The 13,854-nt window shown below is 73.5% G+C and carries 11 protein-coding genes; 4 read left to right on the top strand and 7 right to left on the bottom strand.

Annotated elements, in window-relative coordinates:
- Positions 1 to 98 precede the first annotated feature (98 nt).
- Positions 99 to 1,871, bottom strand: a complete 1,773-nt coding sequence (locus ACIA8Q_RS04660; protein WP_360210740.1) for an ABC transporter ATP-binding protein — start codon at positions 1,869 to 1,871, stop codon at positions 99 to 101.
- Between the two features lie 163 nt (positions 1,872 to 2,034).
- Positions 2,035 to 3,924, bottom strand: coding sequence for an ABC transporter transmembrane domain-containing protein (locus ACIA8Q_RS04655; RefSeq protein WP_396316755.1), 1,890 nt, complete (start codon positions 3,922 to 3,924; stop codon positions 2,035 to 2,037).
- 485 nt (positions 3,925 to 4,409) lie between these two features.
- On the opposite strand from ACIA8Q_RS04655, the gene ACIA8Q_RS04650 reads away from it, so the two are divergent.
- Entirely contained in the window at positions 4,410 to 5,273 is an 864-nt protein-coding gene (locus ACIA8Q_RS04650) for an aldo/keto reductase (protein ID WP_360210736.1), read from the top strand.
- Positions 5,274 to 5,650: 377 nt separating this feature from the next.
- On the opposite strand, the gene ACIA8Q_RS04645 is transcribed toward ACIA8Q_RS04650, so the two are convergent.
- Complete coding sequence (locus tag ACIA8Q_RS04645; protein WP_360210734.1) at positions 5,651 to 6,517, bottom strand: MarR family winged helix-turn-helix transcriptional regulator; 867 nt, start codon at positions 6,515 to 6,517, stop codon at positions 5,651 to 5,653.
- Positions 6,518 to 6,921: 404 nt separating this feature from the next.
- On the opposite strand from ACIA8Q_RS04645, the gene fabG reads away from it, so the two are divergent.
- Positions 6,922 to 7,689, top strand: a complete 768-nt coding sequence (gene fabG, locus ACIA8Q_RS04640) for a 3-oxoacyl-ACP reductase FabG (protein WP_360210732.1) — start codon at positions 6,922 to 6,924, stop codon at positions 7,687 to 7,689.
- 233 nt (positions 7,690 to 7,922) lie between these two features.
- Positions 7,923 to 8,744 (top strand): phosphatase PAP2 family protein, encoded by an 822-nt coding sequence (locus ACIA8Q_RS04635; protein WP_387897405.1) that lies wholly within the window; start codon positions 7,923 to 7,925, stop codon positions 8,742 to 8,744.
- On the opposite strand, the gene ACIA8Q_RS04630 is transcribed toward ACIA8Q_RS04635, so the two are convergent.
- A complete protein-coding gene (locus tag ACIA8Q_RS04630) occupies positions 8,695 to 8,898 on the bottom strand; it encodes an I78 family peptidase inhibitor (RefSeq protein ID WP_360210730.1) in 204 nt (67 codons plus the stop codon). The genes ACIA8Q_RS04635 and ACIA8Q_RS04630 overlap by 50 nt on opposite strands.
- A 75-nt stretch (positions 8,899 to 8,973) precedes the next feature.
- Here ACIA8Q_RS04630 and ACIA8Q_RS04625 point away from each other — a divergent pair, with 75 nt between their 5' ends.
- The gene (locus tag ACIA8Q_RS04625) at positions 8,974 to 9,255 is read left to right on the top strand and encodes a DUF6343 family protein (RefSeq protein WP_360210728.1); all 282 of its coding nucleotides are present in this window, start codon (positions 8,974 to 8,976) and stop codon (positions 9,253 to 9,255) included.
- Positions 9,256 to 9,407: 152 nt separating this feature from the next.
- Here ACIA8Q_RS04625 and ACIA8Q_RS04620 read toward each other — a convergent pair whose 3' ends face one another.
- The 3 genes from ACIA8Q_RS04620 to hpnH form a co-directional block, all read right to left on the bottom strand.
- Positions 9,408 to 10,808, bottom strand: a complete 1,401-nt coding sequence (locus tag ACIA8Q_RS04620) for an aspartate aminotransferase family protein (RefSeq protein ID WP_396316754.1) — start codon at positions 10,806 to 10,808, stop codon at positions 9,408 to 9,410.
- Positions 10,798 to 12,708, bottom strand: coding sequence for a 1-deoxy-D-xylulose-5-phosphate synthase (gene dxs / locus ACIA8Q_RS04615; RefSeq protein WP_387897399.1), 1,911 nt, complete (start codon positions 12,706 to 12,708; stop codon positions 10,798 to 10,800). Before dxs ends, ACIA8Q_RS04620 begins: the two co-directional genes overlap by 11 nt.
- Positions 12,709 to 12,824: 116 nt before the next feature.
- Positions 12,825 to 13,853, bottom strand: a complete 1,029-nt coding sequence (gene hpnH / locus ACIA8Q_RS04610) for an adenosyl-hopene transferase HpnH (protein WP_360210722.1) — start codon at positions 13,851 to 13,853, stop codon at positions 12,825 to 12,827.
- Position 13,854 lies beyond the last annotated feature (1 nt).

The raw sequence follows: 13,854 nt of genomic DNA, 5'->3' as shown, positions 1-13,854 counted from the left end.
CGGGCGCCGGTGCCGATTTGCCCGGTTACGCGCCCTTGCGGGTCGGCGAGTAACCCGTACGGGGCAATCCCGCCCCGTACGGGTTTACCGCGCCGCCGCTACCGTTCGTCCCGCCAGGAGCGCCACAGCGCCGCGTACGGGCCGCCGGCCGCCACCAGCTCCGGATGGCTGCCGTACTCGCTGATCCGGCCGCCCTCGACCACCGCGATCACGTCCGCGTCGTGCGCGGTGTGCAGCCGGTGCGCGATGGCGATCACCGTGCGGCCCTCCAGCACCCGGGCGAGCGAGCGCTCCAGGTGCCGGGCGGCCCGCGGGTCCAGCAGCGAGGTGGCCTCGTCCAGCACCAGGGTGTGCGGATCGGCCAGCACCAGCCGGGCCAGGGCCAGCTGCTGCGCCTGCGGCGGGGTCAGCGCGGTGCCTCCGGAGCCGACCTCGGTGTCCAGGCCCTCGGGCAGCGCGTCCACCCAGGCGCCGGCGTCCACCGCGTCCAGCGCGGCCCGCAGCTCGGTGTCCCTCGCCCGCGGCGCGGCCAACTGCAGGTTGTCCCGCAGGGTGCCGACGAAGACGTGGTGCTCCTGGTTCACCAGGGCGACCTCCGCCCGGACCCGCTCGGCGGGCATCCGCGACAGCGCGGCCCCGCCCAGCGTCACACTGCCGCGCCCGGGGGCGTAGATCCCGGCCAGCAGCCGCCCGAGGGTGGACTTGCCGGCGCCGGACGGCCCGACCAGCGCGACCCGGCTGCCGGGGGCCACGTCCAGGCTGATGCCGTGCAGGACGTCGGCGCCCTCGCGGTAACCGAAGCGGACGTCCCGGGCCTCCACCCGGCGCCCGTCCGGACGGGCCGACTCGTCGCCCTCGTGCGGCTGCACTTCGCGGACGCCGACCAGCCGGGCCAGCGAGGCCTGCCCGATCTGCAGCTCGTCGTACCAGCGCAGGATCAGGTCGACCGGGCCGGTCAGCATCTGCGCGTAGAGCACCCCGGTGGTCAACTGGCCGACGGTGATCCAGCCCTGGAGGGTGAACAGGCCGCCGAGCACCAGGGTCGCCAGCACCGCCGAGGCGTACACCGCGTCGATGGTCGGGAACCAGAGCGTCCGCAGCCACAGCGTGTAGCGCTCCCAGGCCAGCCACTCGCGCAGCTTGCGGTCCGTCAGGGCGATCCGCTGCTCCCCCAGGCGCAGCGCCTCCACCGTCCGCCCGGCGTCCACCGTCTCGGCCAGCACGGTGTTCACCGCGGCGTACCCGGCCGACTCGTTGCGGTAGGACTGCGGTGCGCGCCGGAAGTACCAGCGGGAGCTGGCCAGCAGCAGCGGCAGCCCGACCAGGGAGGTGAGGGCCAGCAGCGGGGAGGTGACCAGCAGGGCCCCGAGCACCAGGAGCAGCGAGACGACGGCGACGGCGAGCTCGGGCACGGCCTCGCGCACCGACTTGTCCAGCCGGTCGACGTCGGTGGTGCCGCGGGAGACCAGGTCACCCGTGCCGGCCCGCTCCAGCACGCCGGTGGGCAGCGCGACGGAACGGACCAGGAAGTCCTCGCGCAGGTCGGCCAGCACCCGCTCGCCGAGGACCGCGCCGCGCAGCCGGGACCAGCCGGTGAAGGCGGACTGCACCACCAGCGCCAGCAGGTACCAGGCGACCGCGGTGGCGACGGCGGCCCCGGCGGTGTCGGTGGCCAGCGACTCGACCAGGGCGCCGAGCACCCACGGCCCGACCAGCCCGGCCAGGGTGGCCACCGAGTGCAGGCCGACCACCGCGGAGAAGCCGCGGCGGTGGCGCCGGGCGAGCAGCCGCAGGTACTCGCGGACGGCGGCCGGGGAGCCGACCGGCAGCGTGGTGGCCGGCCCCTGCTCCTGCTGGACGGGGGGCTTCATGACGTGCTCCTCAACGGTTGGTCCGATCGAACGGACGGCTCGACACGGTCGGCCCGGTGACCACGGTCCCCGCCGGCGGGACGGGCGGAACGGGCAGGGCAGGCAGGACGGCGGGCACGGGCGGGCCGCCCCGAAGAGCCGGACGGCCCGGCGCCCGGGCGGCTCATACCGGCTCCTCCAGCTCCGCCGTCGCGACCCGGCCGCCCGTCGCGGGCCGGCCGCCCTCCCCGCCCCGGGTGCCCTCCGCCGCCCGCACGGTCTCCGCGGCCCGCCCCGCCCCGGCGGCCCCGGCCGGGGCCCGCACCGGTTCCTCGTCGCGGGTGACCACGGCGCGGTAGGCCGGCTCGGTGCGCATCAGTTCGCGGTGCCGCCCGGCCGCGACGGCCCGGCCGTCCCGGACCAGCACCACCCGGTCCGCCTGGTCGAGCAGCAGCGGGCTGGTCGCGAACACCACGGTGGTGCGGCCCGCCCGGGTCTCCCGCAGTCCGCTGGCGATCCTGGACTCGGTGTGGGCGTCCACCGCGCTGGTGGGCTCGTCCAGGACGAGGACCGGCGGGTCGGCCAGCAGGGCGCGGGCCAGCGCCAGCCGCTGGCGCTGGCCTCCCGACAGCGAGCGCCCGCGCTCGGTGATCCGGGCCCGCAGCGGGTCCCCCGCGCAGTCCGGCGAGCCGTCCACCAGGGCGTCCAGCACGTCGTCCGAGCGGGTGGCCGCGAGCGCCTCGGCCACCGGGACCCGGCCGGACGACGGGATGTCGAACAGCCCGGCCAGTGTGCCGGAGAGCAGCACCGGCTCCTTGTCGTGGACCAGCACCGCGGCCCTGGCCTCGGCCAGCGGCACCGCGTCCAGGTCCGTCCCGCCGAGCCGGACGGAGGGCGGCTGCGGCTCGCCCTCGGCCACCGGGACGTGCCCGCCGAGCCGTTCTGCGAGCGCCCCGGCGAAGTCCGGGTCCCCGCAGACGACGGCGGTCAGCTCACCGGCCCGCGCGCTCAGACCGGTCTCCGGGTCGAACAGGTCGCAGTCCCCGGGCCGGTCCAACGCCGCCTCGGCCGTGCCGGTGGTGCGGCTGAGCGAGAGCACCCGGACGGCCCTCCCGGCGGAGACCCGGGCGACGCTCCAGGCGTGCGCGGCCTCGCCCAGGATGCGCAGCGGCGCGGCCAGGAAGGCGGTGGCCCCGTACACCGCGATCAGGGTGCCGACGGCGAGTTCGCCGGCGGCCGCCTGCCGGGCGCCGTACCAGGTGACCCCGACCACGAACAGGCCGGGGAGCAGCACCTGCTGCGCCTGCATCAACGACCACAGCCGGGCCGAGCGGACGGCCGCGGCCCGGACCTTCTGGGAGGCCGCCCGGTACCGTTCGAGGAACAGTTCCTCGCCGCCGATGCCGCGCAGCACCCGCAGCCCCGCCACCGTGTCGGCGGCCAGCTCGGTGGCCTTGCCGCCCAGCGTGCGCTGCTGCTCGTACCGCCGCTCGAAGGGGCCGATCAGCGGCCAGACGGCGGCCGCGAGCACCGGGACCCCGAGCAGCACCCCGAGGCCGAGCACCGGTTCGGCGACCAGCACGGCCGTGCTGACGGCCAGCCAGACGATCACCGCGGCCCGCACCCGGGCGACGAGCTCGACGTACCAGCCGATCCGCTCGACGTCCCCGCTGCCGACCGCGACGACCTCGCCGGTGGCGATCCGGCGGGACAGCCCGGCCCCGAGGTGCGAGGCCTGCCGGGCCACCAGCTGCCGCACCTGGCAGGCGGCGTGGATCCAGTTCCAGACCGCCTGGCGGTGCAGCAGCACGGTGCCGAGCACGGAGACGACGGAGAGCAGCACGGCGAGCGCGCCGGCCCGCCAGATCCCGGCGGCGTCGGCGTCGACGGCGGCCTGCACGCCCCACCCGAGCGGCACCGGCAGCGCGGCCTGGCCGCCCATCTCCAGCAGCGCCCAGCAGGTGGAGAGCACCTGCCCGCGCCGCTGGCCGCGCTGGAGCCAGCGCAGGAAGGCCAGGGGTGAGGAGAGGTCGGGACTGCCGGGGTCGGCCAGCGGCAGGGGGGTGAGCAGCATGACGCTCCGATGCGGGAGGGTGCGAGCGAGGTGCGGGGAGGGCACGCGGGCAGGGCGATGCGCCCTGCGAGGGCGGGTGCGGACGGATACGGGCGGACGGGCGCGGCCGACGGACCGGGCGCGGGACGCACAGCACCGGGAGCCGGACCGGCCCGCCGGGAGGCGCCGGGGACGGCGACGTCACCGCGCCCGGAGCGGGCGCCGCGGGCGGGGAGCACGGGTCACGCGTACCGACCGGTCGAACCGGCGGAGCGGACGGACGGGGGTGGGGGCACGAAGGGCCCGGATCTCAGGAGGCCATGTCAGCGAGCGTGCCAACCGCGATGTGATCCGCGCAACAGGTTTTCCGCCCGTCGGCCCGCGGTTCCGGGCCCCGGCGGCCGCGGGCCGGCGCAGGATTCGCCCGATTGGCGGGAACAATCCCGTCCGAACGCCAGTTGCCCCCTTCTGGAAACACACGGACGACCAGGAGGGCACCCCTTCCCGTGAGCAACATCCCCAGCGTCACCCTGAACGACGGCGCCCAGATCCCGCAGCTCGGCTTCGGCGTGTGGCAGGTCCCGGACGGCGAGGCCACCGCCGCCGTCCGCAGTGCGATCGAGGCGGGCTACCGCTCCATCGACACCGCCGCCATCTACGAGAACGAGGACGGCACCGGCAAGGCGATCGCCGAGGCGCTGGCCGGCGGCGTCGCCCGCGAGGACCTCTACATCACCACCAAGCTCTGGAACTCGGGCACCCGGGACTGGTCCGGCGAGCAGGGCCGCGACGCCGTCCTGCGCGAGTTCGACGCCTCGCTGGCCAAGCTCGGCCTCGACTACCTCGACCTCTACCTGATCCACTGGCCGCGGCCGATGCACGGCAGCTACGCCAACGTATGGAAGGCCCTCGAGCAGCTGAAGGCGGACGGCCGGGTCCGGTCGGTCGGCGTCTCCAACTTCGGCACCGAGCAGCTCACCCGCCTGCTGGACGAGAGCCCGGTCGTGCCGGTGCTCAACCAGGTCGAGCTGCACCCGTACTTCCCGCAGACCGAGCTGCGGGAGTTCCACGCGAAGCACGGCATCGCCACCGAGGCCTGGAGCCCGCTGGGCCAGGGCAAGGAGCTGCTCGCCGAGCCGGCGCTGGTGGAGATCGCCGGGAAGCACGGCCGCACGGTCGCCCAGGTGGTGCTCCGCTGGCACCTGCAGAGCGGCGTGATCGCGATCCCGAAGTCGGTCACCCCCTCCCGGATCCGGGAGAACCTGGACGTGGCCGGCTTCGAGCTGGACGCCGCCGACCTCGCCGCGATCGCCGCCGTCGCCACCGGCAAGCGGATCGGTCCGGACCCGCAGGAGTTCGACTGGAACTGACGGCACCCGCCGTCCGACCACTACGACGGGCCCGCCACGTCGAAAGACCGCCCTCCCCGGCAGGGGCGGGCGGTCCTCGTCGTGTCACGGTCCGCCGGATCCGGCCGCCTGGGTCCCCTCGGCAGGCCGGTCGTGCGGTCCGTCGTGCGATCGGTCGTGCAGGTGGTCCTGCGATCGGCCGTGCGGTCGCGGGTCACTCGGCACCCGGCGATCCGGGTCCTCGTTTCCCCGTGCTCCGCGGTCACCGCGTTCCCCGGTCACCGTCCTGCCCGGTCACCGTTCTCCGGCGACCGCGCTCTTCGGCGACCGCGTTCCGCGGTACGTGAGCCGCTCAGTACGTTGGCGAATCGTTTTGGCTGGAGCTCGAAGAAGGACGGCTAGAGCCTGGCCGCCTTGGCGATGAGCGCCAGGGCCGGCGCGTGCTCGCCCTCGTCCAGCGGGGCCAGCAGCAGTCGCTGCACCTCGCCGACGCCGGCCGCCGAACGGTGCAGCAGGTCCTGACCGGCCGGCGAGAGCGACAGCAGGTTGCGGCGGCCGTCCGAGGGGTCGCGCCGACGCTGCACCAGGCCGCGGCGCACCAGTCGGCTCACCATCTCGGCCATCGTGGCCTTGTCGAGCGAGGCCAGCTCGCCGACCGTGCGCTGGTCGGCGCCCGGCTCCAGCTCCAGCGCGTCCAGCACCGCGTACTGCGGCGCCGTCAGCTCCGCTCCGACGTGCTCCGACCAGAGCTTGGTGTGCACCTGCTGGCTCACCCTGATCAGGTAGCCGATCGCCCGCTGGGCGTCCAGTATCGGCCGCGCGTCCGAGAAGACGGCGACCGCGGCGGGCTCCAGCCTGGCTATCTTGGCCATCACCCGCACGATCTCGACCTGCTCCTCCGCCGTCAGCGGCTCGAACAGGGTGCGCTGCACGCGGACCACACCACCGGTGGCCTCGCGCACCGCCTGGGCGCCGCCCTGCGAGAGGGCCAGCAGCTTGCGCCGGCCGTCGGCCGGGTCTCGCCTCCTCAGCACCAGGCCGCGGCGGACCAGCCGCGCGACCATCTCGGCCATCGTGGCCTTGTCCAACGAGGCCCGCTCGCCGACCGTGCGCTGGTCGGCGCCCGGCTCGAGGGCCAGGACCAGCAGGACCGCGAACTGCGGAGCCGTGAGATCGGCTCCGACATGCTCCGACCACAGCCGGGTGTGAACCTGCTGTGCAACGCGAATCAGGTGCCCGGGCGACTGCTGCAGTCGCGCGGACACGCGGGTCGTCGGGATCTCCCCCAGCACCATGTATCCGTCCCGATGTCACACCCGGTGTGTGTGGGACACCCGGGTGGGGCAGTAACGGCGAGTGGGCGTCCAGCTATGAGGGAGGGCGCTCCAGCCGTGCAGCCGGTGGCTGCTGGCGGACACTATACAAACGGCGGGCCCTTGCTGGCAGGCAGGGGCGGATAGTAGACGCAGGTTCGGCAACATTGGCATATTTACGCGCCCGCCACGCCCTCTCGGTAACCCGTTCTCAGTAGAAAGCCGACCGGTCGGTCCTTACCGACCGTCACCTGCGGCTCTCCGGCCCTGGCCGCCCTCCCTACTCACCGGTAGGGTGTGGCCACCCTCCCGGGGCGCTCCCCGCGGAGGCCTTCCCGAGAGAGACGAGAGCGAGCATGACCGAGCAGAGCACCGCCACCCGGGTCGCCGTCGTCACCGGCGCCGCGCGCGGCCTGGGCGCCGCCACCGCCGAGCGCCTGGCCGCCGACGGCTACGCCGTGGCCGTCCTCGACCTGGACGAGGCCGCCGGCAAGGACACCGTCGACCGGATCACCGCGGCCGGCGGCCGGGCCCTGGCCGTCGGCGCCGACGTCTCGGACGCCGCGCAGGTGCAGGCCGCCGTCGACCGCGTGGTCGCCGAGCTCGGCGCCCCGGTCGTCCTGGTCAACAACGCGGGCGTACTCCGCGACAACCTGCTCTTCAAGATGTCCGAGTCCGACTGGGACACGGTCATGAACGTCCACCTCCGCGGCGCCTTCCTGATGACCCGCGCGGTGCAGAAGCACATGGTGGACGCCGGCTTCGGCCGGATCGTCAACCTGTCCTCCTCTTCCGCACAGGGCAACCGCGGCCAGGCGAACTACTCGGCCGCCAAGGCGGGGCTTCAGGGCTTCACCAAGACTTTGGCCATCGAGCTCGGGAAGTTCGGCATCACCGCCAACGCCGTCGCCCCCGGCTTCATCGCCACTGACATGACCGCGGCCACCGCGGCCCGGGTCGGCATGGACTTCGAGGACTTCAAGCGGGCCGCGGCCTCGCAGATCCCGGTCCAGCGGGTCGGTCTGCCTGAGGACGTGGCCCACACCATCTCGTTCCTGGCGAGCGAGGGCGCCGGCTTCGTCTCCGGCCAGGTCGTCTACGTCGCCGGCGGCCCCCTCGACTGAGCACTGAACCTACACAGGGTTACCACGGAGTGGGAAGCCGGACCGGCCGGCCTCCCGCTCCGCTTTTCTTTACCGGGGCTTTTGCTGAATCATTCGAACACCACACGGACATTCGATATGAGAATCATTGAAATCACTCCCCGGGTGCGATCACGGACCTCCGATTGTCGATTTCTCGGGTAAATGACAATAACCCCCGGAATGGGCTCGGCCGGCTGGGTAAGGTCACCCCCGTGCAAGCCCCGAGTACCCCCGCGCCCCGTCCGGACCAGGGGCCGGAGCAGCTCACCGCCCACCCGGACCTGCGCCGCCGGACGGACCGCGACGAGCCCGGCTGGCCGCCGATGGGCCGCCGGCAGGCCGCCCTCCTGGCCGCCACCTGCGGCGCCTACCTGCTGGTCCTGGCCGGTGTCCTGCTCAACACCGCCCTGGTCGACCTCGACTGGGACGTGCGCCTGTTCCGCCCCTACGCGCACTGGCCCAGCCTGGAACCGCTGCTCGACACCTGGGTGGTCGCCGGCCAGCGCGGCCCCTCCGCCGTCGCCGCCTTCGCCTGGCTCGCCTGGCGCGCCCACCGGCTGGGGCGGCTGCGCCCGCTGCTGGTGATGGCCGTCGCCCTGCTCCTGCTGAACGTCACGGTCGGCGCGGTCAAGATCGTCACCGGCCGGCTGGGCCCGCACTACGCCCAGTACGTCGGCTCGCCCGAGCTGTTCTCCGGCGGCACCATCTTCCCGTCCGGTCACACCGCGAACGCCGTCGTCACCTGGGGCGTGCTCGCCTACCTCGCGGTCCGCTGGCGGCGCACCGGCGCCGTGCTCGCCGCGGCCACCGCCTGCTCGATCGGCCTGACCACGGTCTACCTCGGCACCCACTGGGTCACCGACGTCCTGGCCGGCTGGGCCGCCGGACTACTGGTGCTGCTCTCGCTGCCCCTGGCGGAACCCCTGGTGACCGCCGCCGAACGACGGCTCGCCCGGCGCCGGGGCGGCCGGCCCCACCCGGCGGTCAGCCTTCCCAGCTGCGCTCGACCAGACCGTCGCGCACCGCGAGGTTGAGCCGCCCCTCGCGGTGGTCCATGGTCGTCATCGCCCCGGGTTCGAGCACCCGGACCGACGCCCAGCCATGCCGCCGGGCCAGTTCCCTGGCCCGCTCGATCCGCAGGCCCGCGTAGCCCTCGGCGTCCGTGCCCGCCGTGTCCGACCCCGTCATCACGCCTCCCCGTTCCCCCCTCGGACGTACGCTGGAATCGTAGCCCGCACCCACGCGGTCCGGAGGTGAAAGGGCATGCGCACCACCATCACCACGCCCCGGCGGCGCTGGCGCAGCGGCACCGAACCGTCCACCGCCCGCAGCGACCTCAAGCTCCGCTACCTGCTCTCGCTCACCTTCACTCCGCTGTTCGCGCTGGCCACGGTGGGCTTCGCGGTCTGGGCGGCGGCCTCCCCCGCCTACGGCGCCCCCAGCCGGGGGACGCTCACCGGCTTCGCCATCGCCTGCGGGCTGCTCACCCTGTTCGCCGCCGTCGATCTCGTGGTGGTCATCCGGCGACGCCGGACCGAGCTCTGACGCGGTGTCTCCCACGGAGTGGGAAGTCGGCCCGCCCGACTTCCCACTCCGCGCACCTCGCCCGCCGATCCCGGTGTCCCGTTCCGCGCACCTCGCCCGCCGATCCCGGTGTCCCGTTCCGCGCACCTCGCCCGCCGGTCCAGGCGTCCTGCTCAGCGGTTGCCGACCGCCTGCTTGACCAGGGTCCGCCCGAAGTCCCACATCAGACCGGTCCCCCGGTGCGCGTCGTCCATGACGTCGGTGAACGCGGCCACGAACCGGTCCACGTCCCGGTCGGTGATGATCAGCGGCGGGATCAGCTTGATCACCTCCAGGTGGTCGCCGGACACCTGGGTGAGGATCCGGTGGCGCTGGAGCAGCGGGACGACCACCATCTGGGCGAACAACCCCTTGCGCGCGGCCTGCAGGGCGGTCCATCCGGTGCGCAGCTTGAGCGACCTGGGCCGGCCGAACTCGATGCCGATCATCAGCCCGCGGCCGCGGACCTCGGCGAGCAGCTCGTACCGGTCGACCAGCTCGGCCAGCCGCTCCCGGAAGCGGTCGCCGACCTGGCGGGCGTTCTCCACCACCTTCTCCTCGCGCATCACCTCCAGGGTCGCCAGTCCGGCCGCCATCGCCTGGGCGTTGGCGCCGAAGCTGGCCGAGTGCACCAGCACCCGGTCCATCGAGGAGTACACCTTCTCGAAGATCCAGCCCTTGCCGAGCGTCGCGCCCACCGGCACGTACCCGCCGGACAGCGCCTTGGCCGCGCAGACCAGGTCGGGCAGCACGCCCTCCTCGTGCTGGTAGGCGAAGAACGCGCCGGTGCGGCCGATGCCGGTCTGCACCTCGTCGCAGATCAGCAGCGCCTTGTGCTCGTGCAGCAGGGCCTGCGCGGCGCCCAGCCAGCCGGGCGGCTGAGCCTGGACGCCCTTGCCCTGGATCGGTTCGACGATCAGCGCCGCGACGTCCCCGCGCTTCAGCTCCTTGGCCAGTGCGCCGAGGTCGCCGAGCGGGATGGCGGTGTCCGGCAGCAGCGGGTCGAAGCCCTTGCGGAACCCGCTCTCGCCGTTGACCGAGAGCGAACCGGCGGTCAGACCGTGGAAGGCGTGGTCGGCGTAGAGGATCCGGCGCCGGCCGGTGGCGTACCGGGCGAACTTGAGCGCGGTCTCCACCGCCTCGGTGCCGCTGTTCCCGAAGAACACCCGGTCCAGTCCGGGCGCGTGCGAGAGGAGCCGCTCGGCGAGCAGTCCGGGCAGCGGCGAGCAGTCGAACCGGACCAGGTCGGGCAGGTCGAGGTCCATCACCTGCTGCACCGCCGAGCGCACCACCGGGTGGTGGCGGCCGAGCGCGAAGATGCCGAAGCCGGCCAGCATGTCGAGGTACTCGTTGCCCTCGGCGTCGTAGAAGTACGGGCCCTCGGCGCGCTCGTAGTACTTGTCGAAGCCGATGGTGTGCAGCATCCGCGGCAGCTGCGGGTTGAGGTAGCGGCCGTGCAGCTCGTAGCGCTCGGCGCCGCGTTCGGCGATCAGGGCGGCGAGGTCGAAGGCGGGGCGGTCGGGTTCAGCCGGCATGGCGCTGGTTCGCTCCTCGGTTCGGCAGCAGGGTCTTCGCGAAGACGGCGGTCTGGGCGGCGACCCCGGTGCCGGTCAGGCCGGCCTCCTCCAGGATCTCCCCGCGGGCGGCGTGGCCGAGGAACTCCTGCGGCAGGCCGAGCACCCGCACCGGCACGTCCACGTCGGCGTCGCGCAGCGCCTGGGCGGTGGCGGCCCCGACGCCGCCGGTGCGTCCGTTGTCCTCGACGGTGACGACCAGCCGATGGGCGGCGGCGAGCCGCGCCAGTGCCGGGTCGACCGGCTTGACCCAGCGCGGGTCGACCACGGTCGCGGTGAACCCCTCGGCGAGCAGCAGCCGGGCGGCGTCCAGGCAGGCGGCGGCCGTGGTGCCGACGGCGACGAGCAGGATCTCCGGTGCCGGCCCGGTGCGCAGCAGGACGTCGACGCCGCCGATCCGCTCGACCGCGGGGACGCCGGGGCCGATGTTCCCCTTGGGGAAGCGGATGACCGTGGGGGCGTCGGCCACGTCGACGGCCTCGCGCAGCTGGGCGCGCAGCTGGTCGGCGTCGCGCGGGGCGGCGAGCCGCAGTCCGGGGACGACCTGCAGGACGGACATGTCCCACATGCCGTTGTGGGAGGCGCCGTCGCTGCCGGTGACCCCGGCCCGGTCCAGGACGAAGGTCACGCCGAGCCGGTGCAGGGCGACGTCCATCAGGACCTGGTCGAAGGCCCGGTTGAGGAAGGTCGCGTAGACCGCGACCACCGGGTGCAGGCCGCCGGTGGCCAGGCCGGCGGCGCTGGTGACGGCGTGCTGCTCGGCGATGCCGACGTCGAAGGTACGCTCCGGGTGGGCCTTGGCGAAGCGGGCGAGGCCGACCGGCTGGAGCATCGCGGCGGTGATCGCGACGAGGTCCGGCCGCTCGGCGCCGAGCGCGACCAGCTCGTCGCCGAAGACCGAGGTCCAGGAGACGCCGCTGCTGGGGTTGATCGGCAGGCAGGTGTAGGGGTCGATCGGGTTGACGGCGTGGAAGCGGTCGGCCTCGTCCTGTTCGGCGGGCCGGTAGCCGCGCCCCTTGACGGTCAGGCAGTGCACGATGACGGGCCCGCCGAAGCCGCGCGCCTGGCGCAGCGCCTGTTCGACGGCGCCGACGTCGTGGCCGTCGATCGGGCCGAGGTACTTCAGCCCGAGGTCCTCGAACATGCCCTGCGGGGCGAAGGCGTCCTTGAAGCCCTTCTTGGCGCCGTGCAGGGCGTCGAAGATCGGCTGCCCGACCAGCGGGGTGCGCTGCAGCGCCCCCTTGCCGAGGGCGAGGAAGCGCTCGTAGCCCTGGGTGGTGCGCAGGGTGGCCAGGTGGTTGGCGAGGCCGCCGATGGTGCGGGCGTAGGAGCGTTCGTTGTCGTTGACGACGATGACCAGCGGCCGGTCCCTGGCCTCGGCGATGTTGTTGAGCGCCTCCCAGGCGAGCCCGCCGGTGAGCGCGCCGTCGCCGATCACCGCGACGGTGTGCCGGTCGTGCTGGCCGAGCAGTCGGGCGGCCTTGGCGAGGCCGTCGGCGTAGGACAGGGCGGTGGAGGCGTGCGAGTTCTCGACCAGGTCGTGTTCGGACTCGCGGCGCGAGGGGTAACCGGACAGGCCGCCCTTCATCCGCAGCCGGGAGAAGTCCTGGCGGCCGGTGAGCAGCTTGTGGACGTAGCTCTGGTGGCCGGTGTCGAAGACGATCCGGTCGTAGGGGGAGTCGAAGACCCGGTGCAGGGCGATGGTCAGCTCCACCACGCCGAGGTTGGGTCCGAGGTGTCCGCCGGTGCGGGTGACGGCGTCGATCAGGAAGGCGCGGATCTCGTCGGCGAGCAGCGGGAGTTCGGCCGCCGGAAGCTTCCGCAGCTCGGCCGGGGACGTGACGCTGGAGAGCAGTGACATGGGTACACCTCACGACTCGGAGTGGTGCGGTGGTGCCGCCGCCCGGCGGGGGCGGGGCCGGCCCGGGCGGCGGGCCCGGGCCGGGTGGCGGTCCGCGGGGTGCGCGGACCGCCCGTTCAGCGGCCTCGGTCGGCGCCGACGGTCTCGGTGATGGCGCGCAGCGACTCCTTGAGCGAGCCCATGGTGGCGAGGACGGCGGTCGGCTCGTAGCCGCAGTGCGCCATGCAGTTGGCGCAGCGCGGGTCCTTGCCGCGGCCGTACTTGGTCCAGTCGGTCTTCTCGACGAGTTCGCGGTAGGTGGGCACGTAGCCGTCGGCCATCAGGTAGCAGGGCCGCTGCCAGCCGAACAACGAGTAGTTGGGGATGCCCCAGGGAGTGCACTCGAAGTCGGCCTTGCCCTCCAGGAAGTCGAGGAAGAGCGGGCTGTGGTTGAGCCGCCAGCGGCGCCGGTTGCCGCCGGCGAAGGCCTTGCGGAAGAGGTCCCTGGTCTGGTCGACGCCGAGGAAGTGCTCCTGGTCGGGGGCCTTCTCGTAGGCGTAGGCCGGGGAGATCATCATCTCGTCGACCTTGAGCTCGTCGTTGAGGAAGTCCAGCACCTCGATGATGGTCTGCGGGGTGTCGGTGTTGAAGAAGGTGCTGTTGGTGGTGACCCGGAAGCCGCGCCGCTTGGCCTCCTTGATGGCCGCCACCGCCTCGTCGAAGGTGCCCTCCTTGGCGACCGACTCGTCGTGCCGCTCGCGCAGGCCGTCGATGTGCACGGCCCAGGTGAAGTACGGCGAGGGCCGGAACTTGTCGATCTTCTTGCGCAGCAGCAGCGCGTTGGTGCAGAGGAAGACGTACTTGCGGCGCTCCACCAGCTGTCGGACGATCTCGTCGATCTGCGGGTGCATCAGCGGCTCGCCGCCGGCGATCGAGACCATCGGCGCGCCCGACTCGAGGACCGCGCCGACGGCCTGGGCGACCGGCATCCGCTGCTTCAGGACGCCCGCCGGGTGCTGGATCTTGCCGCAGCCCTCGCAGGCGAGGTTGCAGGCGAACAGCGGCTCCAGCTCGACGATCAGCGGGAACTTCTCCCGCCGTTTGAGCAGCCTCTGCTGCATGAGGTAGGTGCCGACCCGCACGGTCTGGCGCAACGGCATGGCCATG

Origin of the sequence: Kitasatospora sp. NPDC051705 (assembly GCF_044453265.1) — a bacterium.
GTDB lineage: Bacteria > Actinomycetota > Actinomycetes > Streptomycetales > Streptomycetaceae > Kitasatospora.
The sequence above is the reverse complement of the archived record's forward strand: the minus strand, read 5'-3'. Positions and strand labels throughout refer to the sequence as shown.

Excerpts from the sequence above, each read along its gene's own strand:
- ACIA8Q_RS04625 (WP_360210728.1), top strand. The coding sequence starts at position 8,974 with ATGCGCACCACCATCACCACGCCCCGGCGGCGCTGGCGCAGCGGCACC.
- fabG (WP_360210732.1), top strand. The coding sequence starts at position 6,922 with ATGACCGAGCAGAGCACCGCCACCCGGGTCGCCGTCGTCACCGGCGCC.
- ACIA8Q_RS04630 (WP_360210730.1), bottom strand. The coding sequence starts at position 8,898 with ATGACGGGGTCGGACACGGCGGGCACGGACGCCGAGGGCTACGCGGGC.
- ACIA8Q_RS04655 (WP_396316755.1), bottom strand. The coding sequence starts at position 3,924 with ATGCTGCTCACCCCCCTGCCGCTGGCCGACCCCGGCAGTCCCGACCTC.
- ACIA8Q_RS04660 (WP_360210740.1), bottom strand. The coding sequence starts at position 1,871 with ATGAAGCCCCCCGTCCAGCAGGAGCAGGGGCCGGCCACCACGCTGCCG.
- ACIA8Q_RS04620 (WP_396316754.1), bottom strand. The coding sequence starts at position 10,808 with ATGCCGGCTGAACCCGACCGCCCCGCCTTCGACCTCGCCGCCCTGATC.
- dxs (WP_387897399.1), bottom strand. The coding sequence starts at position 12,708 with ATGTCACTGCTCTCCAGCGTCACGTCCCCGGCCGAGCTGCGGAAGCTT.
- hpnH (WP_360210722.1), bottom strand. The coding sequence starts at position 13,853 with ATGGCCATGCCGTTGCGCCAGACCGTGCGGGTCGGCACCTACCTCATG.